Raw genomic sequence first — 26,400 nt, forward strand, 5'->3', positions numbered from 1 at the left:
AAAATTAAATGGCACGTTGTAATAACATTGATTTGATTTTACCGATTGCTTTAGTCGGGTTTAATCCTTTTGGACAAACACTGACACAATTCATAATACCATGACAACGGAATACACTAAATGCATCATCTAAGTCTGCAAGTCGCTCTTCTGTTGCATTATCACGACTGTCAATAAGGAACCGGTAGGCCGCTAATAAACCTGCAGGACCAATAAACTTATCAGGATTCCACCAAAAAGAAGGACAAGAAGTTGAGCAACAAGCACACAAAATACATTCATATAAACCATCGAGTTTTTCTCGCTCTTCTGGTGTTTGCTTATATTCTGCAACGGGTGGCTGCCGATCATCAGTGACCAAGTAGGGTTTTATTTTTTCATATTGCGTATAAAATTGGGTCATATCGATGACTAAATCACGTATTACGGGTAATCCCGGTAACGGACGTAATATTACTTTACCTTTAGACAACAAATCGGACAAAGGGGTAATACAGGCTAAGCCATTTTTGCCATTGATATTCATACCATCGGAACCACAAACACCCTCTCGACATGAACGGCGAAAAGACAAAGTCGGATCCTTCTCTTTCAGTGTGATTAATGCATCAAGCACCATCATATCAGAGCCCTCTGCAATATCTAAAGACATATCTTGCATATAGGGCGCGTTATCAACATCAGGGTTATAACGATAAATAGAAAACTTCACTTGCATAACAATAGCCTTTTTAATAAACACGCGCTTTAGGAGGGAAAGGTTCACGCAATACCGGTTTCATATTAACATCACGTTTACACATATTTTCGGTCTCGGGGTTGAAAATGCTGTGGCATAGCCAACTTTTATCATCCCGATCCGGGTAATCAAAGCGGCTGTGTGCGCCTCGACTTTCCGTTCTAAAGTTAGCCGCCATGGCAGTTGAAAATGCAGTTTCCATCAAGTTATCAAGCTCTAAACATTCAATGCGGTTAGTATTAAATTCCGTGCTTTTATCGTCTAATTTGGCATTTGCCAAACGCTCACGCAGTACTTTCAATTCAGCTAAACCTTTGGCCATTGCCTCACCATCTCTGAAGACAGAGAAATTGTTTTGCATACATTGCTGCAGATCTTTTCTGATTTGATTTGGACATTCAGTGCCGTTACCTTTTTCCCAACGGTTAAAACGTTCCAGTGCAGCATCTATATTTTCCTGCGTAGGTTCCTTAGCAGTGTTTTCTTGCGCAAGTACTACACCTAAGTGTTTGCCTGTCGCACGACCGAATACCACTAAATCTAACAGTGAATTACCACCTAAGCGGTTAGAACCGTGTACTGATACACTGGCTATTTCACCGACTGCAAAGAGTCCTTTGACCTCTACATCTTTACCGTTTTCATCCAACTTAAGCACTTGGCCATTGACTGTCGTTGGCACACCACCCATTTGGTAATGGCAAGTTGGAATAACTGGAATAGGCTCTTTAACAGGATCGACATGTGCAAAAGTACGTGATAATTCCATAACCCCTGGTAATCTCGACTCCAGAACATCTTTACCTAAATGGTCTAGTTTTAATTTAAGATGTATGCCCCAAGGCCCCTCACAACCACGACCTTCACGGATTTCAATCATCATTGCACGGGCAACAACATCACGCCCGGCTAAATCTTTGGCATTGGGTGCATAACGTTCCATAAAACGCTCACCATCTTTATTGAGCAGATATCCACCTTCACCGCGACAACCTTCTGTTACTAGAGTACCCGCACCAGCAATACCCGTTGGATGGAACTGCCACATCTCCATATCCTGCACAGGAACACCGGCACGCAGTGCCATGCCAACACCATCGCCGGTGTTAATATGCGCATTGGTTGTAGAGGCGTAAACACGACCTGCTCCACCCGTTGCAAGCACGGTCGCTTGTGCTTTAAACATCACTATTTCGCCGGACTCAATATCGAGAGCAGTACAACCGACAACATCACCATCATCATTTTTCACTAAATCAAGTGCATACCACTCAGAAAAAACGGTGGTTTTATTTTTAATATTCTGCTGATAAAGTGTATGTAATAAAGCATGACCTGTACGGTCGGCAGCCGCCGCAGTACGAGATGCTTGACCTTGGCCATAAGCTTTAGACTGTCCGCCGAACGGACGCTGGTAAATACTGCCATCTTCAAAACGAGAAAAAGGCAAGCCCATATGTTCAAGCTCGCGTACCACTTCCGGACCGATCTTACACATATACTCGATAGCGTCCTGGTCACCGATATAATCAGAGCCCTTAACGGTATCATACATGTGATACTGCCAATCATCTTCATGGGCATTACCCAATGCAACCGTAATACCGCCTTGGGCTGAAACAGTATGAGATCGGGTTGGAAAAACTTTACTTATCAAGGCACAACTTTTGCCTTCTTCAGAAATGGAAAGTGCTGCGCGCATACCTGCACCACCTGCACCAATCACAATCGCATCAAATTCACGAATCGGTAAACTCACCTTAAACACCCCACAAAATTACAAAACCAGAAATAACATAGACAAATGCAGTTGACGTTAATAAAAACTGTAATACAGCACGTAACAAAGTATTTTTAACGTAATCAGTTAGCACTTGCCAAAGACCAATCCATGCATGCACGAGCATTGCAATTAAGGCAAACAAAGAAAATATTTTGGTCAGCGTCAATGAGAAAAAACCAACCCAAGAAAAATAGTCAATGTCTGCAAAAGTCACAAAACCAACAAGATAAAGAACATATGCCAGTATAACTACCGCACTTGCACGCAATAAAACATAATCATGAACTCCGCTTCTACCGAAGGTTCCCACAACGTTTACCATACTAATACCCCTGTTAATACTGATAAGATAGCCGTGATTATAAATCCAACTTTTGCACTCAAAGCTGCACTTTCTAATTCTTCCCAATAACCCAGATCTTGAATCATATGGCGTACGCCAAATACAATATGGTAGACAAGCCCGGTTAGCGCCGCCCAGATAATCAATCCAATGAAGAAATTATCTATATATCCCATCACGTTATTAAAATCTGTTTCTGAGGTTAAGGACTGATTTAACAGCATTAAGAATATTGCTAATGCAATAAATACGATAATTCCGGATATTCGGTGCAATATTGATGCTGTTGCGGTTATCGGGAATTGAACCGTGGTTAAGTCTAAATTTATAGGTCTGTCTCTGCGCACAATGTAGTCTCTTTTTATTAGCCGGTAAGAAGTTTTTTTTGCAGGTACATTGTTAGCATATTGTTAACATAATGTCAGGCACATGATGTCTTTTTGTGATGCAAGCACAATTATAATCCCGTTATCCGAAAAACAGTACAAATTGCAAGCAGTTGTTATAACAAGTAAAAAAACACTTGTTGTAACAACTGAAAACTAATTTGATCGGGGCTTGTGCTTATATTTCAGATATATTGAGCAGGTCATTTAAAAAAACACTCCTCTGGACTTTTTCCAAGCTTGAAACAAAGGTTGTTTTCGCCTATTTTTATTAAAAAACAATACTTTTATGAAGAGCCTACAAACTGCTGCAAAAACAATCCCAAAAGATAAGCTGGCGATAATAACGCACAGAATTTCCAGTTGTATAGTCTGCTCTTCAGGTTTTTGTTTACGGCTATAAAACACACTTATTATGAGCCTAAAGCCGATCCAATTTGCTCAACCTGATAACGTTGATCAGCGATTAATGCGCGTACCTATTGACCTTTCTAGTACAAATTTCATTCAATATAACATTATTCTGAGCAAGGCATGAACAGAGCAGCATCGGTATTTATATAAACTGAGAACCTAGCGCAGAATGTTGCCAGCTGATGCACAATAACGACACGAAGCAGGCTCTGCCTTGTATAAAGCACGTACGAATTGCTGTGAAAACACACAACAAAGGTCAGAAGCCCCTCCTATTTTAATTTTAAATTCACTGTTATAAGTTTTGTAATGACGTTTTGTAATCATGTTACCTAGATAGTCGATAATATCATCTAAAATTAAAGTATTCCGTTAAATTAGAGCAGAACAGCTCGCAAAGTTGAACTGTTAAAATTGACAAGGGTAAATTTTGCCTGTAAAAATATGCGGGTTAAATTCTTGTGATTCTTGTAATTCTTAAAAGAAATGGAGATACAATAAATGTCTGAACAAAAAGCAATACTTCAATTACCTGGACAAAAAGCGATAGAACTGCCAATCATGAAAGGAACTGCGGGTAATGATGTCATTGATATTCGAAGCTTAGGCCAAGCCGGTTATTTCACCTATGACCCAGGTTTTCTAGCAACAGCTTCTTGTGAATCAGCAATAACCTTCATAGACGGTGACAAGGGAATTCTCTTACATCGCGGATATGCAATTGATGAATTAGCTGAAAAATCTGACTATCTCGAAGTTTGTTATTTACTGTTGAATGGCCAATTTCCTGACAAAGAACAGTCAGAAAAATTCCATCATGTTGTATTACACCATACAATGATTCACGAACAGTTAGCAAAACTGTACCAAGGTTTCCGTCGCGATTCTCATCCAATGGCAATCATGTGTGGTGTCGTTGGTGCATTATCAGCTTTCTACCATGACTCTCTTGATATTACTAACGAAAATCACCGTGAAATTACCGCTTACCGTCTGGTTTCAAAAATGCCAACGTTGGCTGCCATGTCCTATAAATATTCAAATGGTCAACCTTTTGTGTATCCGGACAATAACCTTTCGTATGCAGGTAATTTTCTAAAAATGATGTTTGCTGTACCCTGCGATGAATACAAAGTAAACCCGGTACTTGAACGTGCAATGGATAAAATATTTATCCTGCATGCAGACCATGAACAAAATGCTTCTACTTCGACTGTCCGCCTAGCGGGTTCATCGGGTGCTAATCCATTTGCGTGTATTGCCGCAGGTATCGCATCTTTATGGGGGCCTGCGCATGGGGGTGCCAATGAAGCTTGTTTGAATATGTTAGAAGAGATCGGCAGTGTTGAAAACATACCTGAATATATCGCTAAAGCAAAAGACAAAAATGACCCATTCCGTTTGATGGGCTTTGGACATCGCGTCTATAAAAATCACGATCCCCGTGCCACGGTTATGCGAAAAGCTTGTCATGAAGTATTAGATGATCTGAAAATTAATGATCCTCTTCTTGACGTTGCCATGGAGCTTGAAAGAATTGCACTTGAAGACCCGTATTTTGTAGAGAAAAAACTCTACCCTAATGTCGATTTTTATTCAGGTCTTGTACTGCGGGCAATGGGTATTCCTAAATCAATGTTTACGGTTATTTTTGCAATTTCACGTACTATTGGTTGGATATCACATTGGAAAGAGATGTTAGATCAACCAGGACTGAAAATTGGACGACCACGTCAGTTATATACTGGTGAAATTGGACTGAAAGTTGATGACGTTGAAAATCGTTCTAAATAATAGAAAATAAATGAAAAAAGTGATCAGTGCTGCAGGGAAAAATTTATCCTATGCAGTGCTTGATCACTTTATGAGTGTATTTATTACACAGCAAAAACCACTTTAAAGAGTGGTTTTTTAATTTTCAGTAGTATGATTCAATCCTGCCGCGACACTATCTCTTTTACTTTCTAAATTTGTGAATATTAATGACAATATACATTCCAGAATTGCCCCTCAATAATTCTGTTTTCCCGAACACAAACTCAGCCTTAAGCGATCCCGATGGCCTTTTGGCAATGGGCGGGGATTTAAATCCACAACGTATCATAAGTGCCTACGGGCAGGGAATTTTCCCCTGGTTTAGTGACGGACAGCCCATTTTGTGGTGGAGCCCTTCACAACGCGCCACTATCAAACCAAACTTTGTGCATATCGGCAGCAGCATGAAAAAAATTATTAACAAAAACAATTTCTCTATTTCCATCAACCTTGCCTTTGACAATGTCATTGATGCCTGCGCCGCGCCTCGAGGAGATCAGGATCAGACATGGATTACTTTTGATATGATAGCTGCCTATCAACAATTGCATCGACAAGGCGTGGCCCATTCAATTGAAGTATGGCGGGATAATAAATTGATTGGTGGTTTATACGGTGTCTGTATTGGCAGTGTATTTTGTGGTGAGTCGATGTTTAGCAAAGAGGATAATAGTTCTAAAATAGCCTTTATAGCCCTATGTCAGCACTTTGATAGATTTGGCGGAAAATTAATAGATTGTCAAATATTAACCAAGCATCTGCAAAGTTTTGCGGTGCAAAATAGTTCTCGAAAAAATTTCATCAATTATCTTAACCAATATAAAAATATAAGCGTAGATAAGAAATGTTGGGACCAACAGACTATTTCCATCAAAAACAGATAGGTAAAACATTGAAATTTTACCTATCACATGGTTTTACATTACCGGTGAACAAATATTGAATTGTTTGCTCATTCCGGCTAAAACGTCCTTTCTTGAAATGAGTCCGATAAATTTATTATTTTCATCTACAACGGGATAAATTTTTGGCTTTGCAGATAACATCAGCTGCGCTAAGTCAATAATACTCATGGTTGCTTCAACCGTCAGGGGAGTATTAACCATCACATCCTCGACTAACGCAACTAATTCGCAGTAGTAACTTGCTGCCAGCATTTTAGCTAAACAGTCCTGCTCAGATAACCAACCAATAACGTGACCGCGGTCATCAAGAACAGGGCCTCCAATCTCTTTACTACGGAGCAATTTAGTAACCGCAGTTTCAATTGGCATCTCTTTTTTGAAAAAAATACTTTTACCGGACATGCAGTGTAATATTTGCAGATTTTCCATATGAACCTCCCCTTCGATATAATTAAAGCTTAATCATTTTTACCTGTTTGTCGATGATTTTACAATAAATATTAGGGCTCCCCGGAAATTTAGTTTCCTTCGAATATGTTTACTCGCTAAACTAACGGGTATATACCCATGTTTCTTCAAAATACTTTGTCAGGCGCAAGCTCTTCGATCAGAGCAAGACGCAACATGAGGTAATGGTTATTCCCTTTTCGATTGGTGCAACGCAGCGCTGGTTTTTGATCTTGCGCCCCGTAGGGCAAGGCAAATTGTGCCAATCTGCGTTGTTATAAAATCTCACTGTAGAATAACTATACCCAAACTACTTGAAGATGCAGATTCAGAGTTTCCTGAATGCTAGAACAAGGCGTAACATGACCTTTCGAGCGATTAACTGCGTTAATCCTCTACCGGTAGATGTAAATGCAACCATTTACATCTTAAATGGTTATTCCCTTCTGAAGTGTTACAACGCAGTGCTATTTTTCGGGCGAATCTCCCGAAGGACAAGGCGATAAACGACGATCTTCGTTGTTAGCAAGCGTCGATTTAGAATAACGAGATCATCAGCCTTCTGCCTAGAATTTCATCATTTATCGTCTTGCTGATTCTTGCATCTTCAAATAATTTGGGCATGTACTTCGATTTGATGCCTAGCATCTCAGCACAATTTTCCTTGCTGACTTTGCATCTTGAAGTATCATGGGTATACATATTCAAGCACTAAGGTATTTTATGGCTTCTCTACAAGAACAACTGATGAAATCCGGTCTGATCAACAAACAAAAAGCACAGCAAGTACAAACGGATAAACGCCGTAAAGCAAAACAAAAAAAGAAAAAAGGGAGTGTTGAGGTTTCTGATATGCAAATTTCGCTCAACGATCAAAAACAGCAAAATAAACAGCAAGACTTGGATAAAAACAAAGCAACACAGGCAGAATTAGCATTGCGTGCAGCACACGGTAAACTTATTCAGATGATTGCCCAACATTGCGAAAAAAATTATCAAGGTGAAATTGACTATCATTTTACCTATAGCAACAAAGTTAAACGCATTGCGGTTGACAGTAAAACACAAAAGGGCTTGATTCGTGGTGAGTTAGCTATTTGTGTATTAAATGAAGCGTTTTATTTAATTAATAAAGAGGCAGCGGCGATATTAGCAGAGATTGATCCTTCGGTATTGGTGGCGTTACATGACAAACAAGAACCATTAGCAGCGCCCGAAGATGATCCTTACGCTGATTTTGCTATTCCAGATGATCTTATTTGGTAAATTTTATCGACTGCAAAAATAGCTGCCCAAATTATTTGCATATAAGATTCAAATAATTTGGGCAGCAGAGCGTCTTTTTGAGGTTAAAACACCCTTCTTAAAATTAATCCCTAAAGTTATTAAACTGAAATCCCTGATCGAGCTCAGTGCCTTTAACTAAGGTCATCACGGCCTGTAAATCATCACGTTTCTTCCCCGTAACACGCAGTTGTTCACCCTGCACGGCAACCTGAACTTTCATTTTATTATCTTTGATAAGTTTAACTAATTTCTTAGCAGTTGGTTGATCTACCCCTTCTTTGAATTTAATCACTTGTGTCCATGTTTTCCCAGTATGATTTGGGGTTTCCGGATCCATTGCGCGAGAATCAACCCCCCGCTTGATCAAATTTGTACGCAGCATATCCACAAGTTGCCTTAACTGTGAATCATGCTCTGCCGACAATTTTGCCACGTCATTAGTGATTTCAAAACTTGCTTTAACACCACGAAAATCAAAACGAGTAGCAAGTTCACGGTTAGCATTATCAATGGCATTTTTAAGTTCAGACATATCAATTTCTGAAACAATATCAAATGATGGCATTTTATTATCCTGTTTTTTATTAAAAATTTAATAACGCTAAGTTACCAGAAAAGTTTAATTTCAGCTATGTTATGATCTTTAAAATAATTATTTCAGGCAGAAAATATGTGGCAAATTATAGGTGCGGGCGCAATAGGCTGTTTATGGGCCGCTAACTTATTGCGGATCGGAGAAAAAGTCCAGCTTATCACTCGCAGTCCCTGCACGGCTAATCGGCTACAATATCAAGATTTATTAAAGCAGCAGTTTACTTTCCCTGTTTCAACCAGCAGATCACTGTGCAGCTCTTCAGCTCCTATCTTAGTCTGCGTGAAAGCAACCCAAGTGATACCCGCCATTACAACCCATCTAACATCAATAGATGCGCAACAGGCTATTATTTTAATGCATAACGGGATGGGCTGTGCTGAGCAGGTGGCAAAGTTATTGCCTGACAATCCAATTATCTGCGCAACAACGGCAAATGCGAGTTTACTGCATTCATCATTAAACATTGAGCAGACGGGCAAAGGTGTCACTTACCTGGGCGCCTACAACAATAATGGAAAACGGTTTCAATCATTACAGGTGCCGCTGAATGCTGCCCTTGTCGATACCTGCTGGTGTGAGGATGTGAATGAAAAGCTATGGCTTAAACTTATCATCAATATGGCTATCAATCCCTTAACTGCTATTCATCAAATAAAAAATGGGCAATTAAAAAACCCCGCTTTTCAAACACAAATCAACAGTCTAGTAGATGAAAGCTTAGCGGTCGCTACAGCTGAAGGTGTTACCTTTAAAAAAGAGGAGATATTAGATATTATTCAGCAGGTAATAACATTAACAGCAGAAAATCTTTCCTCTATGAACCGAGATATTTTTTATCGAAGACACACTGAAAATGAATTTATCGCGGGGTATTTATTAAAATCAGCGGCCTTTAAACAGATTCATACCCCGACAATTATGCACCTTTACCAACAAATAAAGGCATTGGAGCAAGCTGCTATTGTCGAGCAGTGATAACCCATAATAAATTTTTGAAAAGTTAACCTGCTGCGGGATCAACGAATGATTTAAAGCTGCTGATAATGAAAAATATGATCCGATAAGCTATTAATTAAGATCATATTTTGCGAGCCATCAAGAATATCAATTTTTTTGGGACGGTCATTTAATCCATCAATTTGAATCTCATTTTCCGTTGTTCCCAGATAACCAAATTGAATATTGCCAGGCAGCATATTCCAACTGCGTAAATCCGCACTTTCCGTGGCAACCGTCACTAGATTTAATAACAGCCCGGCAAGATTATCTTTTTCATTGACGCGGCGCACCAGCTCATACTTAGCTAATGCGCGGGTTGTTGTCAGTAATAGAATAGAAGGAGTTTCTCGCGCTAAATCTTCTCTCACTAACACCTCAATATTTTCTACCATTTCAGTGCTTATCTGCTGTTTGGACAGTGGTCTGACATTCTGCTTCGCCAGTGGATAGCCGGGCATTGATATTCTAATTAGCGGTGCAAAATTTCGGCTTGGCAGCACAACCGTTTTTTCAACCTTATGGCTGACCACACCGTCGAAATACAAAACAAACACTTGATTCTCTGTCTTTTGGCTGGGTTTAGGCAAATCCGGAAAGCGTCTTTGATAGTCGACAAACTGTTGCTCAGCACCCAATTTAAAACTCATGCGCAGTAATGCCTTTTTTAATCCAAGGGGGATAGGCATATCACGTTGTTTAATAATATTCAGTGTAAATCGATAGCTTATCAGAGCATTGGATTGTTCATTTAAGAGCTCATAAACAATGCCGGCAATAAGATGAGCACTTGCCAGCTGGCCATTTAATGCATTTTTTTCAGCTAGTTTTTTCATGGCAATATCAGCTTGCAGTATTTCCACCCGCGCGCCTTCTATATTATTCTTGAACAAATAACTGAGGGCTAAAATATTATGCACCATGACCCGATCAGTTGGGTAACCGCTATAACTTCTTAAGGTTTCACTGAGCGTCCCCGCCCCCACATTCTCGCTGATCGAAGTTGCTTCTAATACCGACATCTCTTTTTTTGCTAAAGAAAGTGTCGTTATTGCACTGTCGAAATCCCCGCTGAGAAACTCCAAAAAACCGCGATTAAGGTGGAATTGCGCATTATCCCGCGCTTGTGGTTCAGAATCTTGTAACTGTGCTAAAACAATCTCTGGCGATTGGGTATTTAAGGCCGTTGCTAAGCGGTTCGAATCCCGTTGGTATGCTGTGCAGCCAGAAAGTAGCGTAATGGCGACAAGCAATAATATTTTATGCATACGGTTACCGAGAAATAAGACGGGAGAGTAAAAAAACAGGCATTATAAAAAATCCACTCACGGGGTATTCTCCCTAGAGGAAAAGTCATAACGCCTAATGAAAATGGTTATTACTGGCGTAGTTGACTGTTTCTGACCAGTTTTTTAATCCGCTTTTCACCAACCCAAACTTTACGATTATCTTTAATGCTGATTAATTCCAAATTCACCTGGTAATAACGCACTTGAGTTTTGCCTTCTATATCGATAATCGTATTGATTTGTCCCTGCATCATAAAATCAGCGCCGTACTCTTGTCGCGCTGCATTACGTGTATCAGCTGTTGCATTTACCCCTTGATCACCACGTTCCGCACGGATCTCTTGACGCGCAACCGCCGAAGCGACAAATTGTACTTGACCTGAATTGATTAAGTCACGCTCCATATTGGCAACAAAGGTATTAGTATTAATATGCTCATGGCTTAAGTTTTTAACGCTGCCAATAATAACCACAGGATCTTTACCGGTTTCGCTAACAAACCTGACAATCCAGGGGCGAGACAGTGAATCGTCAATCATTTCCCGTGCTACCAGTTGAGAATCGGTATCATTCCATGCACCACTTAGATCAATTTGCTCTTGAGCGTCTATTCGTTCAACCGACGTTGAACAGCCGGTCATCATAAAAGTAACCGCTAGGGCGAACCATAAGTTTGTTTGTATTTTCATTGTTGCTCCGTCATGTCAGATTAAACTCTGCCCGATGCCATCCCCCAATTACTGCACTCATTGGGGGATGATTTAAACAGTCATATTTTAGCGAGAGATCAACTTGCCAAGCGGTTTCCCACCCAGTAGATGCAGATGTATATGATATACCTCCTGACCACCGTCTTCATTACAATTCATAATTAAACGGTATCCGGATTCGGCGATCCCCTCCTGTTTTGCCAATTGTTTTGCCACCGTATACAACTTACCAATTAACAGCTCATCTTCTATTTCTATCTCATTAGCAGTGGCGATTAATTTATTCGGAATGATTAAAATATGCGTGGGAGCCTGAGGATTGATATCTCTAAAAGCCGTCACGAACTTATCTTGATAAAGCAATTCCGAAGGGATCTCTTTATTAATGATTTTTCTGAAAATGGTTTCTTCTGCCATGATTTTTCCTTAAGTTAACTACCTTTTTCTATTATTTGAAGTCTGGAAAAGCCTTATTACAATTCTGATATTACGATTCAGAAATTGCGCCCTTACCCACGCCTTCATAAGCATACACAGTGACTTTTTTATCACCCATACGGGCCTTTATCTGCCCACAAATAAAGTCAGAGAGCGATTCTACTGTGGTATCATTTGGTAAGGTTTCGCTACGCCCTGCGGGCATAAGCAGCTCAAAATAACCTTGTGGCGCATTGTAAGCGGTGCATATTTCAGTGCCATCATTGCCTGCAACAAGAAAAGACAAGTCCGATCCTGCAATGACGTCTTCAGCGCTGACCAGATAGATATCTTGCCAACGTTTAGCCCATTCATCGACCAGCGCTTCACTGTATTTATCATCAATAAATATATCGATTTTAGAGCGATGCCCATGGGCAATACGCTGACAGTTACCATTATGTTTTTTTAATCCGTGCGTGTAATGGTAATAGGGAGTGCTAATATTTTCATTGCGTAATTTAATCTCAAGCCCCAACACATTTTCAGGTAACTGCGGCAGAATAATCTGCTTAAGGTAAGCTTCTAGTACTTCAACAGAAACGCTTTCGCACTCGACTAAACAATAGGCTTCATTTGGACAATTTAATTGTATAACGTCACTGTCACCGAGCTCGAAATTAACTTCTGTTCGATGCCCCTGTAGCGTGACAGTGCAATTATTCGCTGACCGTGGTACCAATAATTTATGATCTACTGCGGCATCAATAATAGTTTTTATCTGTTTTTTTACCAATGAAAAATCAAGGACCATAGATTGCTCATTAAGAGACCCTGTTAAAATAACATCCACTAGATAACTTTCACCTACAAAACCTCGATTTTTATCTAAATATGACGCATCGATAACCGTTAAATCACGTACAAATAATTTCATTCTATCCTCATTCAATAAACGACAATCAAAATCTGTGTTCGCTTGCCAACTTTATTTTTATTTTTGTTAATATTATTGCAACAATACAATTTCGTTGTTTGTTAAAATGGCGGGTTTTGATCATCCTGTTGATTATCGTCGGCAAAGTTATCACGTTTTAACTGTTCGCGTAAATTAGGTGGGATCCCCTGAATAGTTAATGTATCGCTATCCGCATCATAGAAAATGCGCTCCCCAAGGTGTTTTTGATCAAAGCTAATGCTCACCCCTCCACCCTGCCCCACATATTTAGTCAACTTTCTAACCACAGTGCGGTCGACGGGAAAACTTTTTTCTAATTGATAATCTTCACTGACAAAATCGTAAAAACTGCCTTCAAGTTTTGGTGAGTCTTGAAGTTGTTCTGATAATACGGAAAGTTCAATATCATCACCCTGTTTCAGCTGTTCATTACAATATTCAAAGGCAACTTCACGTACTTCTTTTTTCTTCGCCACGGGTAAGGCTTGATTTTCGCAAAATTCATCAACCGCTTTCATTAACCCCTGATTTTGCTCTTTTGCATCAAAACCTTCCTGTGCGCCCATAAAATCCAGGAAAAAATCAGACACTTTACGCCCGGCACGACCTTTGATGAATGAGATGTAACGATTTGACTGCGGATCTCGCGCCAATAAAGTTAAATCAATACGTGCGACCAGTTGTATTTTGCTGGTTTCAATATGCTGACTCTCCTTCAATTCAAGGTTTTCATTAACACTGATTGACTGATTATTTTGCAGTAATGCAATCAACAAATAATCACTTGCTGTCCAGCTATATTTACTGATTAATAGAATCCCCTGTTCCGCAAAATCATGCTTTTGTAACTCTTCAACTAAGCAACTGGCGGCTTGTTGTGAAAAGCGGACAAAATCGAGCTGTTGGGACATATAATCAGTCAGCGCCTTCCTAAACAGAGGTGACTTATCGCTTTTATCAGCAAAAGAAGCAAAGGATTTATTCGTTTTGCTTTGGTAAGTACGATGCAATTTCGTTAAAAATTCATCACTAGAAGCTGAAATAGGCAACTCTCCTTCACGCATTTTACATTGTAAAACCCCTTCCGGGTTATAGGTTAAAGAATGTAAAATAATATTGCTGGCAGAGATATTCATAATTTTTGGCACCATATTGATAAACAGATAACCGTAAATTATACAGAGTGAATGAATAAATAGTCTATAATTTCTATTCACTGGATAAAAATAAAAACAAGAGACCTTAAGTGATTGGTATAATTGAAAGAGTAAGTTATTATCACCTTTTTTACTTCAAAGTGAGACAGTGAACATGCCAATTATTTCTAAATATTCAAACAAAAAGATCGAAACAATACTTGATGAAGTGATGGAAGTACTCCATAAAAATGATGTATCCGTTGATTTAAGTTTAATGGTACTAGGCAATGCCATCACTCATGTCATTAACAGTCAGGTTCCGGTTAACAAACGCGCTCAAATCAGCGAAAAATTTGTCAAAGCACTGTCGGTTTCGATTAATTCTAAAGAAAAATAAATAATATGGTAGAAACAGGTAATAAATTCCATGATCAGGTTTCCCGCTTAATAAGCTGGGGGCATTGGTTTACTTTTTTTAATATAATCATTGTTTCCCTGATCGGTCTGCGATATATAGCCTATTCCGGTATGGCAGATTCCGTGGTCGGCATTATTTATCAATTTATTAGTTTAATTGGCCATTTTAGTTTTCTCTGTGCAGCTGTCTTTATGCTAATTTTATTTCCATTGGCATTTTTAATTCCTTTCCCGCGTTTATATCGGGTTATTGCAATTTTGATCAGTACTATTTTGATCACTTTTTTAATTATTGATACGCAAATATTCAAAATTTATAATTTTCACCTTAACCCTTTAATTTGGCATTTTTTACAAAGTCCCGCTCAAGTTGAGCAAATTTATACTATTAACCTGCATTACGTCTCGATTCCTATTATCTTCCTTATTGAACTGGGTGTTTCCTATTTGGTGTTGAAAAAATGCCGCAAATTGCAGGCTAAACGCATTGGCAAGCCGATTGCGGTGGTGCTGTTTAGCGCCTTTGTAATTACACATTTAGCTTATATATGGGCCGATGCGAAGCAATATCGTCCTATTACCCAACAAAAATCGACCTACCCACTCTCCTATCCAATGACTGCGCGTACTTTTTTAAAAAATCAGGGCTGGTTAAGCGAAGGTAAGTTACATGAGCGTATCAGTCGCCAGAGCAATGAATTTAAAAATGAATTACGTTATCCGATAACCCCGTTAACTTTCCCGGCAACAAAACCCGTGGACAATATTCTATTAGTAACCGTTGAAGCATTACGCGCAGACATGTTAAATGAACAAAACATGCCCAATCTTTATAAGCTTAGCCAGCAGGGTTTAAATTTCAACAGCCATTATAGTGGCGGGAGTAATAGGGCCCAGGGTGTTTTTAGCTTATTTTATGCTTTGCCAAATAATTACTGGTCAGATATAACCCTTAATTATATCCCGCCCGTTTTACTAAACCGTTTACAACAACAGCACTATAAATTTGGCTTGTTTTCAAGTATTGGCTTCACTCACCCCGAGTTTTTACAAAGCAGTTTCAGCAGCCTAGAAACAGAGCAGCTAAAAAATACGAGTGCAGATGGTAATGAGAAGATCACCAGACAATGGCGTGATTGGTTAAATCAGCAAAATGACACTAACAAATGGTTCAGCTTTTTATACTATCAACAACCTGATAACACGTTTTTACATAATACTGATCATGTAAGCTTCACGGATCACACCAAAAAGCTGGCGTTATATCAAAAACAGGTATCAGCAATTGATCAACAGATAGCACAGATAATAAAGTCCCTGAAAAACAAACAGCAACTGAAAAATACGATTGTTATTATTACGGGTACGCATGCGGTATCTTTCGCTAAAAACAGTTCTGCACAAAGCGCGATAAACGATGCGCATGTTCCACTAGTGGTATTGTGGCCAGATGAAAATAGCGGTCAAATTTCTCGCATGACAAGTCATTTAGACATTGTCCCTACTTTGATGGAAAAATCTTTAGGTAGCCAATCTAATGCAAACTTGTATAGCAGCGGGCAAAGTTTATTTGATGATAGTGAACGGCAGTTTATATTATCAGGAGATTTAAAAAAATATGTGGTTTACGAAAAAGACAGGATCACACAATTTTCAAATGATGGAGAGATAAATAGTATAGATTGGAACGGTAATTCAGTAGCCGAGGATAAAGAGGATGTCACCCTATTGATTAAGGTAGTATCGCAGTTACGCCGTTTTAATTATTAATCCCTTTAATCTATGCATTTAATTTTTTCTGCTCCTCCATGTTAAAAACGGAGGAGAGTTAAAAATGAAGCAGCGTTAAAACCAAGCAGGTTGATAGTCGTGCGCATTCGTAAAGGGTTAACCTTGCACAGAAAAAGCAATGACAGTAAAACGTTTTATTTATTAGTCGCTGGCTATTATCAATAAAAACAACGACGTAGTCTTAGTTTTAGTTTTAGCAGTATTGAAGCGTCAATATGCTTAAACGAAAAAAGGCTTCTCATTGAGAAGCCTTTTTAAATGTAGCTGAATAAACAACAGAGGAGATTAAGACTCTGGTAACATATAAACCCTGTCGTATAAACCCTGTCGTATAAACCCTGTCGTATAAAACCTGTCTATAAAACAAAAAACCCGCTGTAAAAACAGCGGGTTTTCAATGTGTGGCGGAGGAGGAGAGATTTGAACTCTCGGTGAGCTATTAACCCACGCTGGTTTTCAAGACCAGTGCATTCAGCCGCTCTGCCACCCCTCCGGAACGAGGCGCATGATAAAGAGATCCCGTTAAAAAGTCAAGTGCCTTTAAAAAATTTTTTATATTTACTGTTTTTATAGCATTGCCTCTTTTATTAAAACGCGATCACCTTTATATTTAACACTGTTAAACAGCCGCGCTTCTTTCCTTTCCATATAAGCTGTTTATATCGACATCTATCTAAGGTTTTATTTTATGTTTCAGAACAATCCGTTGCTAAGTCAATTAAAAAAACAAATTCAAGAAGATATTCCCAAACGTCAGGGAAAGGTTAAAGCAACTGAGCGTGGTTATGGCTTTTTAGAGACAGATAAAGGCAAACGTTTTTTCATTCCGCCAAGTGAGATGAAAAAAGTATTACACGGTGATCAAATTAATGCCTTTATTCGTGGTAAGGGTGATAAATCAACTGCGGAGCCAGATCAGCTCAAGAAAACAGGGTCTGCTGTTTTTATTGCACGCTTAGTTATCAAGCAGAAAAATATCTCTATTGTTCCCAAAAATCCACTGCTTAAAGGCTTTTTTAAAATAAAAGGAAGCCAAGCTTTACTGTCCCGGGGATATCAAGATGGTGATTGGGTTAAAGTTGAATTGTTAAGTCATGCGCTCGAAGGAAATGGTTTTTTAACCCAAGTGATAGAAAAAATAGCCGAGGGCAGTGATCCCTTTGCCTATCGTTTATTAACCGTCGCAACCCACAATTTAGCCAATAAAGCCCCTGAATTTGATCATCCATGGCAAGTTATCGATCCACAATTACCCCGTAGCGATTTAACTAAATCCCCCTTCTTTACTATTGATGGTGTTAACACCCAAGATATGGACGATGCACTCTATATCGAAGCGAATGAGCATGGTTGGAACTTGACGGTCGCGATTTCAGATCCGTCCGCCTACGTGCCGGAAAATAGCGACATGGATGCTGAAGCTAAACGTCGTGCCTTTACTTTATATTTACCTAACTTTAATGTCCCCATGTTGCCGCGTGATTTGAGTGACAGTCTTTGTTCATTAAAAGAGGGTGAAAAACGTGCCACCCTCTGCTGTACTATCCATATTAATAAAAAGGGTGAAATTGAGGGTGAACCGGCATTTTATGGCGCATGGATAAAATCTCATTATCGCCTTAACTATACGGATGTTTCCAATTATCTGGAAAATGAAGAGCTTAATGATGATTGTTGGAAACCTAGTACACAACTTGCCGAGCAACTGCACACTCTGAATCTGCTTTCCCTAAAGCGTCTGCAATGGCGAACAGACAATAATGCCGTGTTTAAAAACCAACCTGATTACACTCTAAAACTAAACAATAAAGGTGAGATTTCTGAAATACTCTGCGAGCCAAGGCGCAGTGCTAATCGACTGGTAGAGGAATCGATGATTGCCGCCAATATCTGTGCGGGTAACTTTTTAGCAAAACATAAACAGCAGGGTGTGTTTAATACCCATTCCGGTTTTGCAAGTGAACGCCTGGAAAAAGCGGTCTCTTTACTCGCTGAGTTCGGCATTGAAAGTGATATTGAAACATTAGCGACTGTTGCCGGTTATACAAAAATACGCCAGCAAACTAATCTGCTGCACAACAGTTATCTGGACCACAGATTACGTAAACTGCTCAGTTATGCCGATATTAAAAATACACCGGAAGCACATTTTACCCTTGGGGTCGCCCACTATGCGACATGGACTTCTCCTATCCGCAAGTACGGTGATCTACTTAACCATCGTTTGATTAAATCAGTTTTGTTAAAAGAAGATAATATTCAGGTCGATAGTGAGATCGGGCAGTTGCTCAATGCAGCCCGTAAATTACAACGTTTGGCCGAAAGAGATGTTAATAATATTCTTTACAGTCAGTATCTAAAGGATCAGGTTGAGTCCAAGTGGCGCTATAAAGCGGAGATTTTTGATATTATTAAAGCAGGTATTCGGGTCAGAATACAAGAAAATGGTGCGACTTTCTTTATCCCTTGCTCGCTACTTTGCAAAGACGGCAGTGATGCCAAAAAAATCGACTGCAATCAAGCCTTAGGAAAAGTTATTATTGCGCAACAAACCGAATTACAACTCGGCGATGTGATTGATGTGATGCTTAATAATGTCAAAGTGGAAAGCGGTCAATTAATCGGAAAACTTGCCGAACCACTGGTAATTATCGACTAATTTAACCGCTAAAATTTATTTTAGAGTTTAAATATCAATTGCTTAAATAACCATAAAAACATCATGGTTAAGAAAGCATCGCAGAGTTTAATTTCTTCTGTATAATCAGCGCTCATTTTCCAGTTAGGCAAAAATAATGAGCGTTGATCTATTACAAGCCGAAAGACCCCTTTTCTCATACCCGTCATTTAAATCCAGAAACGAAAAAGCAGCGCCATTCCTACCAATGTCACGCCAAGAGATGAAAAAACTCGGCTGGGATAGTTGCGATATTATTCTCGTTGTGGGTGATGCTTATGTTGACCACCCCAGCTTTGGCATGGCGGTGATCGGTCGTACACTTGAAGCACAAGGTTACCGCGTCGGTATTATTGCTCAGCCGGATTGGCAGAGTAAAGAAGCTTTCATGGCGTTAGGTAAACCTAACCTGTTTTTTGGTGTTTCAGCGGGTAATATGGACTCGATGATCAACCGTTATACAGCGGAACGCCGAATGCGTCACGATGATGCCTACACAGCGAACAACGAAGGCGGTAAACGTCCGGATCGGGCGGTATTAGTGTATACACAACGCTGTAAAGAAGCTTACAAATCTGTGCCCGTTGTGATTGGCGGGATTGAAGCCAGTTTACGCCGTATTGCCCATTATGATTACTGGTCAGATAAAGTGCGTCGCTCCGTTATTCTCGATGCGAAGGCCGATATTTTATTATATGGCAATGCGGAGCGACCTCTTCTGGAAGTTGCCCACCGTTTATCACAGGGTGAACCGATAAGCGCTATGACCGAGATTCGCGGCACCGCTATTTTGACTAAAGCCGCGTTACCGGGATGGGATGGTGTTGATTCACGAAAAGTGGATCAACTGGGTAAAATAGATCCGATTATCAATCCCTATGCCGATATCAATGTTGCCTGTGCCACACAAAAACTGGCGGACGAAAGCTTAAACGATCCAACCCAAGTTATCACTATCCAACCGGCAGAATTTAAACCAAGCAAGAAAAAACCTTGGGAAAAAACCTACATTCAACTGCCAAGCTATGAGAAAGTCTGTCAAGATAAAGTGCACTATGCCCATGCTTCTCGTATTATGCATCAGGAGACCAATCCCGGTTGTGCCCGTGCCTTAGCACAGTTCCACGGTGAACGTTTAGTGTGGCTCAACCCACCTGCCTATCCGCTCACCACGGAAGAGATAGACAGTGTATTTGGACTGCCCTATCAGCGTATACCCCATCCATCCTACGGTGATGCAAAAATTCCGGCTTACGATATGATCCGTTTCTCGATCAATATTATGCGCGGTTGTTTTGGCGGTTGTACTTTCTGCTCGATTACCGAGCATGAAGGACGAGTAATACAAAGTCGTTCTGAAGATTCTATTATTAAAGAAATTGAAATTATTCGCGATACCGTCCCCGGGTTTACCGGCGTTATTTCTGATTTGGGCGGCCCGACGGCAAACATGTACCGCCTGAAATGTAAAAGTCCAAAAGCCGAACAAACCTGTCGCCGTTTAAGCTGTGTTTACCCCGATATTTGTCATCATCTCAACACTGACCATGAGCATACAATTAACCTTTATCGTCGCGCGCGTAAACTCTCGGGCATTAAGAAAATCTTAATCGCCTCGGGTGTACGTTATGATATCGCCGTTGAAGATCCTCGTTATGTGAAAGAGTTAGTTGAGCATCATGTTGGCGGTTATCTGAAAATTGCACCTGAGCATACGGAAAAGGGCCCATTAGATAAAATGATGAAGCCGACCATGAGCAGTTATGAAGCATTTAAACAAATGTTTGAAAAATACTCTAAAGCGGCGGGCAAAAAACAATACCTTATTCCCTATTTTATTTCGGCGCATCCGGGTACCACGGATCAAGATATGATTAATCTTGCATTATGGTTAAAAAGTAATAATTTCAAACTCGATCAAGTGCAAAACTTTTACCCTTCGCCTCTGGCGAATGCAACCACCATGTACCACACCGAGAAAAATCCGTTACATAAAGTCTCCAAGGACAGTGAAGAGGTGATAAGCCCCAAGGGTGGCCGACAACGTAAACTTCATAAAGCGATACTACGTTACCATGTACCGGAAAACTGGCCTTTAATTCGTGAAACCCTAAAGAAATTAGGCTTAGCGAGAAAATTGATTGGCAAAAGTCCTCAACACTTAGTGCCGCCGGAATCACGTAATGAGCTACAGGGTATTGCTCAGCAGGGTAAATTTGTAAGCAAGAGTAAACCGGTACAAAGTGCGGTCACCCGCTTTACCGGCTCCGCACAATTTAAGAAAGCGACACCCAATGCAAAACAGGAAAAATCAGCCGTCGGAAAAAAAATAGGCAGCAATAAAGCGGTACCACTTGTAAAAGCAGAAAATAAGATGGCGAGTAAGCCCAAGAATAAGCAGTTTAATTTTGCAGGTCAAAAGAAAAAGTGATACCAATTCCATTAATTAGATGATCTATTTAGGCGCTGGAAAAACGCATGAAAGCAAGGCATTAATTGCAGTAACTAGTTGTTCTAATTATATAAAATAGTAGGGAACACTATTTTGAACAGCTTCAGCTGGCCACGAAGTGGTGAATAACAGGATGTTATGAATAAAATTAATCACGAAACTAGCATGTGTTTTAACCAGCATAAATGGGCATGAATTTAATCGGTTTGGTATGATTATAAAAGCGTAATAAGTTAATTATTTAAGGGCGGTTATCCGCCCTTTTTGCTGTTTAGATTAAATAATGGAGAGGTTAAATAATGGATAGGTTAAAGAACAGATCGTCCCGAAAATGAATGGGAAAGCGTGGTACTGTCGACATACTCCAGCTCTCCTCCCACCGGTACACCGTGCGCGATTCGACTCACTTTTATAGCATATAGTTTGGCCATTTCGGCAATGTAATAAGCCGTCGCTTCCCCCTCAACCGTTGGATTTGTCGCTAATATAACTTCATAATGTTGTCCCGATGAAAGTTGTTTATCAAGGAGGTTTAAGCCAAGTTGCTCCGGGCCAATCCCATCAAGAGGAGACAAATGCCCCATCAGCACAAAATAGGTGCCTGAAAATAAAGCCGTTTGTTCAATCGCCAACACATCAACCGGCATTTCAACAATACAAATTGTACCGTTTTTATTGCGTTTATCATTGTCACAAATAGCACATAAATTCTGCTCGGTAAAAGTACGGCATTGTTGGCAGTGACCTATTTCATTAACCGCTCTTTCAAGCAGATAACTCAGGTTTAAAGCCCCTTTTCTATTTTTATCTAACAGATGATAAACCATACGTTGCGCAGATTTTGGACCTACACTCGGTAGACACTGTAACGCTTGCATTAGCTCTTCAAGTAACGAATTAGAACTCATATCTAAGGCTTCTTATTATGTGAGTAGAGGAATAGATTTTACCTTAATTATCTTCTTAAATATATTTTAACTGTTATTCTAGAAAGGCAATAAAATCACCCGGCCTATTTTCTAATCCAATCGCCTAATCATTGCAGGGCATTCGGTTACGCTTTGGAGTGCAGCAGGGAAAAAGCAGAACTCGCGGCTCAACCTTGTATTTTTTAATGCAATTAAAATAGGGATTCAGTGATCTTAGTTGGTTTAGGGCGGGTCGCAGTAAAAATAAAGGGCCTGAATCAGACCCTTCAGATGTATCGGATTTTAAAAGAAACTTATACTTTCTAGGCCTTCTCAAAACGATAAATCATAGTGCTTTATTTTAAATAATAACTAGAATGGCATTTTAAAACCAGGCGGTAATTCCATACCACCCGAGACACCGCTCATTTTATTTTTATTAACTTCTTCAATACGATGAACCGCATCATTCATTGCCGCTGCGATAAGATCTTCAAGCATTTCTTTATCGTCTTCCATCAGGCTCGCATCAATGTCAACTTTACGCACATTATGATTGCCCAAAATAGTTATTTTAACCAGACCCGCACCGGATTCTCCGGTAACTTCGGTATTGGCAATTTCAGCTTGTGCTTTTTTCATGTTTTCTTGCATCTCTTGGGCTTTTTTCATTAAATCACCCATGCCGTCTTTACTAAACATATCTATTCTCTTTTTGGTAGTGAATACCAAATCCACTAATTTTCTATTCATTTATGCTTGTTAAAATAAATGCTAGCTAGACATAAAACTACGTTTTAGTCTTCGTTATTAATTTTATTCATAACATCCTGTTATTCACCACTTCGTGGCCAGCTGAAGCTGTTCAAAATAGTGTTCCCTACTATTTTGTATAATTAGAACAACTAGTTACTGCAATCAATGCCTTGCTTTCATTCATTTTTCCGGCGCCTAAACAGATCACCTAATTAGTGAAATTGGTATAACATATAAAATATAGGATCAGATTATAACGGAATGATGCTATTTTCATAGACCTTTGCCCCGTATTCACTGACAAAAGTTAGAATGTTTTTATCTTCTTTAATCGCCGTTTTTGCATTATTCAAATAGGTTTGATAAATCGCCAATTCCGACTCAAAAGCGGTTAACTTGCCACTGACATGCCCCACTTCAACGTACATACTCATTTGCCCCCCAAAATGAACTTTTAATTTTGTCTCTAATTGTGTGCATAATTGATGGTTATTGAGTAAGTGTTGTTGTTCAGGTTTTAAGGTCAATACAATTTGCTGCTCAACTATTTTCATGACGCTATTTTTGGCTAATAATTTAACTAAACCGACTAAGTGCATTTTCTGAATAGCTAATGCCCAGGGATCGCTTAATTTATCTTCTACATATTTGCCGGGATCAATTTCCACTCGTTCAATATCTTCATTAACAAAGATATTATCCGACAGAAAAGTACCACTGTTGTCTGTCGTTGCAGCAGCATTTGGCTTATTCGAAGGCGCTGCGCCGCTTTCACCGTAATCAGCACTGATTGTTGTTTCGCTGAAATAGTCTTGCGGCTGTTCTTGATAGTCGCTTTCCGGTACAAACTGATCCTGTTGATAGGATTCAATGGGGATTACCTCCCGATCGCCCCTATCCTCCTCCTGCATTGCTAATATATTATTCTCATTAGCACTTGCTGCAGGCGCGCTGTTCATCTCCTTTGCAATCTCACTTTTATGCGGCTTATCAGTGTTAAGCTCTGCTTTTAAATTTTCATTATTTTCCGCCCTAGATGCGACAACTGAGGCTGTTTGATCAATGGTTGTCGCCTGGTGCTTTTTTGCGCTTTCTCGTTTTAATCGATGACTGCGTAACATATTTCGAGAATTAGAAACCTCGGCAACAGGTGCAATTTTTTCACTCGACGCTGTAGACTGATTCGGCTGCGGATCTGCTTGTCTTTCAATTGGAGCCGGCGTTGAAGGTGCTGCTGATGTCTGTAATTGTTCGCTAGTGGAAGCCGTCGATTGAACTGTATCGGGTCTTGGCTCTGACGGCTGCAATATTTGCGGCGCTTGCGTGTCTTGCGGCAGCGGCTCTCTCACAGGGGCTATTGGTGTTTTTACTTCGCCTCCTTGTGCGGATTCGACCGATTCCGAAGGTGCCGCAGGCGCATTCAGATTGCCAAGTTGCTGCTCATCTAAACTAATATAATTTGCGGGTTTAAAGGCGAGCAGACGCATCACCGTCATCTCAAAAGCAATTTTACCATTAGGTGCAAAGGCATAATCTTTATAACCCTGAACAGCAATTTGATAATAAAGTTGCACCTCTTCAGGCGTTAAACGTTCTGCTAATAATTGTACAGCCGATTTTTGGGTTACATTTTTTTTAGGCTGCATCTGTAATAATGCTATCTCATGGCACAAACTGGCTAAGGTTTGGTGTAACATCGCAAAATCGGCCCCCAGATGCACAAATTCCGCTATTTTTTGGAATACTTTTGGCACATTTCCGGAAGCAATAAAGTGTAATAAATAATGCAAATGGTTATGATCAATAGAGCCAAGCATTTTTAATACAGATTGGTATTCAATGTGGCCAGAGCCAAAAGCGAGTGCCTGATCAGTCAAACTTAACGCATCGCGCATACTGCCCTCTGCCGCCGTGGCCATCACAGTCAGCGCAGCATGCTCGAACGTCGCCTGCTCACGGCTCAGAATATAAGCTAATTGCGTTTCAATTTCCTGCGGCAAAATCGCTTTTAAGTGAAACTGTAGACAACGTGATAATACCGTAATAGGTAATTTTTGCGGATCCGTCGTGGCTAATAAAAACTTTACATATTCAGGCGGCTCTTCCAATGTTTTGAGCAGAGCATTAAAGCTGTGCTTGGAAAGCATGTGCACTTCGTCAATAAGGTAAACTTTATAACGTCCCTGCGCAGGCTTGTATTGCACATTATCAAGCATTTCACGCGTATCATCGACCTTAGTACGGGAAGCGGCGTCTATTTCTAATAAATCAACAAAACGCCCCTGGTCAATCGCCTGGCAATGTACACAGGTGCCACAGGGTGTTGCCGTCACTCCCTTTTCACAATTCAGGCTTTTTGCCAAAATACGGGCAATGGTCGTTTTACCGACACCGCGGGTGCCACTGAACAGATAAGCATGGTGTAATCTGTTTTGCGCCAAACTATTAGATAAAGCGGTCAACACATGTTGCTGGCCAACCACTTCCTGGAAATTACCTGGTCGCCATTTTCGTGCTAAAACTTGATAACTCACAAAAATTACTCGCCTTCAAATTCGATTAAGGAAAAATGCGGAACATTAAGTGCCTGCAGTTTTGCAGCCCCTTTTAAGGACGGCAATTCAATAACAAAAACTGACTCAATAACAATTCCTCCCGAACGGTGAATTAATTTAATCGAAGCTTCAGCTGTTCCGCCCGTCGCTAAAAGATCATCCACTAATAGGACTCTCTCACCCTCTTTGATCGCATCGCAGTGGATATGTAACGAATCAGTGCCATATTCAAGTTCATAATTTTCATGAACGGTTGTTCGGGGTAATTTTCCCGGTTTACGCACAGGCACAAATCCGGCCCCGATAGCAGCTGCTAAGGGAGCACCAAAAATGAAACCGCGCGCTTCGGTACCAACCACTTTGGCAATATTTTGATCTTTATAACGTGCGATTAATAAGTCAATGGTGGCTGAGAATGCGGCGCCATTTTCAATTAAACTGGTTATATCACGAAACATAATACCCGGAATAGGGTAATCTGGAATACTTTTAATACAGTTTTTTATCTCTTCTAACGTGGTTGCTGTCATTATTTTAACTCTTTTTAAAAACCGATAGGTGAAGAGTAATTAGTTGCATGACCATGTGCAAGCATTGCTGACATATATACCCATGTTATTT

The 26,400-nt window shown here is 40.0% G+C and carries 23 protein-coding genes and 1 tRNA gene; 8 read left to right on the forward strand and 16 right to left on the reverse strand.

The features are described 5' to 3' along the window. Positions 1–4 precede the first annotated feature (4 nt). The 4 genes from CXF72_RS16645 to sdhC are packed head-to-tail and all read right to left on the reverse strand — an operon-like array spanning position 5 to position 3,212. Positions 5–718 carry a succinate dehydrogenase iron-sulfur subunit gene (locus tag CXF72_RS16645; RefSeq protein WP_101040732.1) on the reverse strand — a complete coding sequence of 238 codons (714 nt, stop codon included), beginning with the start codon at positions 716–718 and terminating at the stop codon, positions 5–7. A gap of 13 nt (positions 719–731) precedes the next feature. Next, positions 732–2,498, reverse strand: coding sequence for a succinate dehydrogenase flavoprotein subunit (sdhA, locus tag CXF72_RS16650; protein WP_101040734.1), 1,767 nt, complete (start codon positions 2,496–2,498; stop codon positions 732–734). Position 2,499: 1 nt separating this feature from the next. Next, a complete protein-coding gene (sdhD, locus tag CXF72_RS16655; RefSeq protein WP_101040736.1) occupies positions 2,500–2,844 on the reverse strand; it encodes a succinate dehydrogenase, hydrophobic membrane anchor protein in 345 nt (114 codons plus the stop codon). Next, positions 2,838–3,212, reverse strand: coding sequence for a succinate dehydrogenase, cytochrome b556 subunit (gene sdhC / locus CXF72_RS16660; RefSeq protein ID WP_101040738.1), 375 nt, complete (start codon positions 3,210–3,212; stop codon positions 2,838–2,840). The genes sdhD and sdhC overlap by 7 nt, the downstream gene beginning before the upstream one ends. Before the next feature lie 954 nt (positions 3,213–4,166). Between sdhC and gltA the strand changes: the two genes are divergently transcribed. Further along, positions 4,167–5,459 (forward strand): citrate synthase, encoded by a 1,293-nt coding sequence (gltA, locus tag CXF72_RS16665; protein ID WP_101040740.1) that lies wholly within the window; start codon positions 4,167–4,169, stop codon positions 5,457–5,459. A 188-nt stretch (positions 5,460–5,647) separates the two neighbouring features. Next, positions 5,648–6,364, forward strand: a complete 717-nt coding sequence (gene aat / locus CXF72_RS16670) for a leucyl/phenylalanyl-tRNA--protein transferase (RefSeq protein ID WP_101040742.1) — start codon at positions 5,648–5,650, stop codon at positions 6,362–6,364. A gap of 33 nt (positions 6,365–6,397) precedes the next feature. Here aat and CXF72_RS16675 read toward each other — a convergent pair whose 3' ends face one another. Then, a complete protein-coding gene (locus CXF72_RS16675) occupies positions 6,398–6,814 on the reverse strand; it encodes a CBS domain-containing protein (RefSeq protein ID WP_101040744.1) in 417 nt (138 codons plus the stop codon). A 741-nt stretch (positions 6,815–7,555) separates the two neighbouring features. Between CXF72_RS16675 and CXF72_RS16680 the strand changes: the two genes are divergently transcribed. Continuing rightward, positions 7,556–8,098, forward strand: a complete 543-nt coding sequence (locus tag CXF72_RS16680) for a DUF2058 domain-containing protein (protein ID WP_101040746.1) — start codon at positions 7,556–7,558, stop codon at positions 8,096–8,098. A gap of 103 nt (positions 8,099–8,201) precedes the next feature. Here the strand turns inward: CXF72_RS16680 and CXF72_RS16685 are convergent, their stop codons facing one another. Further along, on the reverse strand, positions 8,202–8,684 hold the full coding sequence (locus CXF72_RS16685; RefSeq protein ID WP_101040748.1) for a YajQ family cyclic di-GMP-binding protein: 483 nt from the start codon (positions 8,682–8,684) through the stop codon (positions 8,202–8,204). 105 nt (positions 8,685–8,789) lie between these two features. Here CXF72_RS16685 and CXF72_RS16690 point away from each other — a divergent pair, with 105 nt between their 5' ends. After that, on the forward strand, positions 8,790–9,689 hold the full coding sequence (locus tag CXF72_RS16690) for a ketopantoate reductase family protein (RefSeq protein ID WP_101040750.1): 900 nt from the start codon (positions 8,790–8,792) through the stop codon (positions 9,687–9,689). A 53-nt stretch (positions 9,690–9,742) separates the two neighbouring features. Here CXF72_RS16690 and CXF72_RS16695 read toward each other — a convergent pair whose 3' ends face one another. From CXF72_RS16695 to yejK, 5 genes are all read right to left on the reverse strand, one after another. Beyond that, the gene (locus tag CXF72_RS16695; RefSeq protein WP_101040752.1) at positions 9,743–10,978 is read right to left on the reverse strand and encodes a COG3014 family protein; all 1,236 of its coding nucleotides are present in this window, start codon (positions 10,976–10,978) and stop codon (positions 9,743–9,745) included. A gap of 110 nt (positions 10,979–11,088) precedes the next feature. After that, positions 11,089–11,688: a penicillin-binding protein activator LpoB gene (locus CXF72_RS16700; RefSeq protein ID WP_101040754.1), complete on the reverse strand. Its 600-nt coding sequence runs from the start codon at positions 11,686–11,688 to the stop codon at positions 11,089–11,091. Positions 11,689–11,775: 87 nt separating this feature from the next. After that, a complete protein-coding gene (locus CXF72_RS16705; protein WP_101040756.1) occupies positions 11,776–12,126 on the reverse strand; it encodes an HIT domain-containing protein in 351 nt (116 codons plus the stop codon). Between the two features lie 70 nt (positions 12,127–12,196). Next, complete coding sequence (locus CXF72_RS16710) at positions 12,197–13,063, reverse strand: 6-carboxytetrahydropterin synthase (RefSeq protein ID WP_101040758.1); 867 nt, start codon at positions 13,061–13,063, stop codon at positions 12,197–12,199. Positions 13,064–13,164: 101 nt separating this feature from the next. Then, positions 13,165–14,220 carry a nucleoid-associated protein YejK gene (yejK, locus tag CXF72_RS16715; protein WP_101040760.1) on the reverse strand — a complete coding sequence of 352 codons (1,056 nt, stop codon included), beginning with the start codon at positions 14,218–14,220 and terminating at the stop codon, positions 13,165–13,167. 175 nt (positions 14,221–14,395) lie between these two features. Between yejK and CXF72_RS16720 the strand changes: the two genes are divergently transcribed. Together CXF72_RS16720 and CXF72_RS16725 are read left to right on the forward strand one after the other, a co-directional pair. After that, the gene (locus CXF72_RS16720; protein WP_101040762.1) at positions 14,396–14,620 is read left to right on the forward strand and encodes a DUF1414 domain-containing protein; all 225 of its coding nucleotides are present in this window, start codon (positions 14,396–14,398) and stop codon (positions 14,618–14,620) included. A 5-nt stretch (positions 14,621–14,625) separates the two neighbouring features. After that, positions 14,626–16,410 carry a DUF3413 domain-containing protein gene (locus tag CXF72_RS16725; RefSeq protein ID WP_101040764.1) on the forward strand — a complete coding sequence of 595 codons (1,785 nt, stop codon included), beginning with the start codon at positions 14,626–14,628 and terminating at the stop codon, positions 16,408–16,410. A 423-nt stretch (positions 16,411–16,833) separates the two neighbouring features. Here the strand turns inward: CXF72_RS16725 and CXF72_RS16730 are convergent. Further along, positions 16,834–16,924 (reverse strand) — tRNA-Ser (locus tag CXF72_RS16730). A 195-nt stretch (positions 16,925–17,119) separates the two neighbouring features. Here CXF72_RS16730 and CXF72_RS16735 point away from each other — a divergent pair. Both CXF72_RS16735 and CXF72_RS16740 read left to right on the forward strand, forming a co-directional pair. Continuing rightward, entirely contained in the window at positions 17,120–19,090 is a 1,971-nt protein-coding gene (locus CXF72_RS16735; protein WP_101040766.1) for an exoribonuclease II, read from the forward strand. A 136-nt stretch (positions 19,091–19,226) separates the two neighbouring features. Then, the gene (locus CXF72_RS16740; protein WP_101040768.1) at positions 19,227–21,539 is read left to right on the forward strand and encodes a YgiQ family radical SAM protein; all 2,313 of its coding nucleotides are present in this window, start codon (positions 19,227–19,229) and stop codon (positions 21,537–21,539) included. A 329-nt stretch (positions 21,540–21,868) separates the two neighbouring features. Here the strand turns inward: CXF72_RS16740 and recR are convergent, their stop codons facing one another. From recR to apt, 4 genes are all read right to left on the reverse strand, one after another. Continuing rightward, positions 21,869–22,468, reverse strand: coding sequence for a recombination mediator RecR (gene recR / locus CXF72_RS16745; RefSeq protein WP_101040769.1), 600 nt, complete (start codon positions 22,466–22,468; stop codon positions 21,869–21,871). A gap of 372 nt (positions 22,469–22,840) precedes the next feature. Continuing rightward, a complete protein-coding gene (locus CXF72_RS16750; RefSeq protein ID WP_101040771.1) occupies positions 22,841–23,170 on the reverse strand; it encodes a YbaB/EbfC family nucleoid-associated protein in 330 nt (109 codons plus the stop codon). Positions 23,171–23,475: 305 nt separating this feature from the next. Next, entirely contained in the window at positions 23,476–25,758 is a 2,283-nt protein-coding gene (gene dnaX, locus CXF72_RS16755) for a DNA polymerase III subunit gamma/tau (RefSeq protein WP_101040773.1), read from the reverse strand. Positions 25,759–25,763: 5 nt separating this feature from the next. Beyond that, entirely contained in the window at positions 25,764–26,309 is a 546-nt protein-coding gene (apt, locus tag CXF72_RS16760; RefSeq protein WP_101040775.1) for an adenine phosphoribosyltransferase, read from the reverse strand. Between the last annotated feature and the right edge of the window lie 91 nt (positions 26,310–26,400).

Source organism: Psychromonas sp. MB-3u-54 (assembly GCF_002836415.1).
Classification (GTDB): Bacteria; Pseudomonadota; Gammaproteobacteria; order Enterobacterales; family Psychromonadaceae; genus Psychromonas.

What these genes read in the sequence shown, in the direction of transcription:
- CXF72_RS16645 (WP_101040732.1), bottom strand. Translation starts at nt 718, where the DNA reads ATGCAAGTGAAGTTTTCTATTTATCGTTATAACCCTGATGTTGATAAC.
- sdhD (WP_101040736.1), bottom strand. Translation starts at nt 2,844, where the DNA reads ATGGTAAACGTTGTGGGAACCTTCGGTAGAAGCGGAGTTCATGATTAT.
- gltA (WP_101040740.1), top strand. Translation starts at nt 4,167, where the DNA reads ATGTCTGAACAAAAAGCAATACTTCAATTACCTGGACAAAAAGCGATA.
- aat (WP_101040742.1), top strand. Translation starts at nt 5,648, where the DNA reads ATGACAATATACATTCCAGAATTGCCCCTCAATAATTCTGTTTTCCCG.
- CXF72_RS16675 (WP_101040744.1), bottom strand. Translation starts at nt 6,814, where the DNA reads ATGGAAAATCTGCAAATATTACACTGCATGTCCGGTAAAAGTATTTTT.
- CXF72_RS16680 (WP_101040746.1), top strand. Translation starts at nt 7,556, where the DNA reads ATGGCTTCTCTACAAGAACAACTGATGAAATCCGGTCTGATCAACAAA.
- CXF72_RS16685 (WP_101040748.1), bottom strand. Translation starts at nt 8,684, where the DNA reads ATGCCATCATTTGATATTGTTTCAGAAATTGATATGTCTGAACTTAAA.
- CXF72_RS16690 (WP_101040750.1), top strand. Translation starts at nt 8,790, where the DNA reads ATGTGGCAAATTATAGGTGCGGGCGCAATAGGCTGTTTATGGGCCGCT.
- CXF72_RS16695 (WP_101040752.1), bottom strand. Translation starts at nt 10,978, where the DNA reads ATGCATAAAATATTATTGCTTGTCGCCATTACGCTACTTTCTGGCTGC.
- CXF72_RS16700 (WP_101040754.1), bottom strand. Translation starts at nt 11,688, where the DNA reads ATGAAAATACAAACAAACTTATGGTTCGCCCTAGCGGTTACTTTTATG.
- CXF72_RS16705 (WP_101040756.1), bottom strand. Translation starts at nt 12,126, where the DNA reads ATGGCAGAAGAAACCATTTTCAGAAAAATCATTAATAAAGAGATCCCT.
- CXF72_RS16710 (WP_101040758.1), bottom strand. Translation starts at nt 13,063, where the DNA reads ATGAAATTATTTGTACGTGATTTAACGGTTATCGATGCGTCATATTTA.
- yejK (WP_101040760.1), bottom strand. Translation starts at nt 14,220, where the DNA reads ATGAATATCTCTGCCAGCAATATTATTTTACATTCTTTAACCTATAAC.
- CXF72_RS16720 (WP_101040762.1), top strand. Translation starts at nt 14,396, where the DNA reads ATGCCAATTATTTCTAAATATTCAAACAAAAAGATCGAAACAATACTT.
- CXF72_RS16725 (WP_101040764.1), top strand. Translation starts at nt 14,626, where the DNA reads ATGGTAGAAACAGGTAATAAATTCCATGATCAGGTTTCCCGCTTAATA.
- CXF72_RS16735 (WP_101040766.1), top strand. Translation starts at nt 17,120, where the DNA reads ATGTTTCAGAACAATCCGTTGCTAAGTCAATTAAAAAAACAAATTCAA.
- CXF72_RS16740 (WP_101040768.1), top strand. Translation starts at nt 19,227, where the DNA reads ATGAGCGTTGATCTATTACAAGCCGAAAGACCCCTTTTCTCATACCCG.
- recR (WP_101040769.1), bottom strand. Translation starts at nt 22,468, where the DNA reads ATGAGTTCTAATTCGTTACTTGAAGAGCTAATGCAAGCGTTACAGTGT.
- CXF72_RS16750 (WP_101040771.1), bottom strand. Translation starts at nt 23,170, where the DNA reads ATGTTTAGTAAAGACGGCATGGGTGATTTAATGAAAAAAGCCCAAGAG.
- apt (WP_101040775.1), bottom strand. Translation starts at nt 26,309, where the DNA reads ATGACAGCAACCACGTTAGAAGAGATAAAAAACTGTATTAAAAGTATT.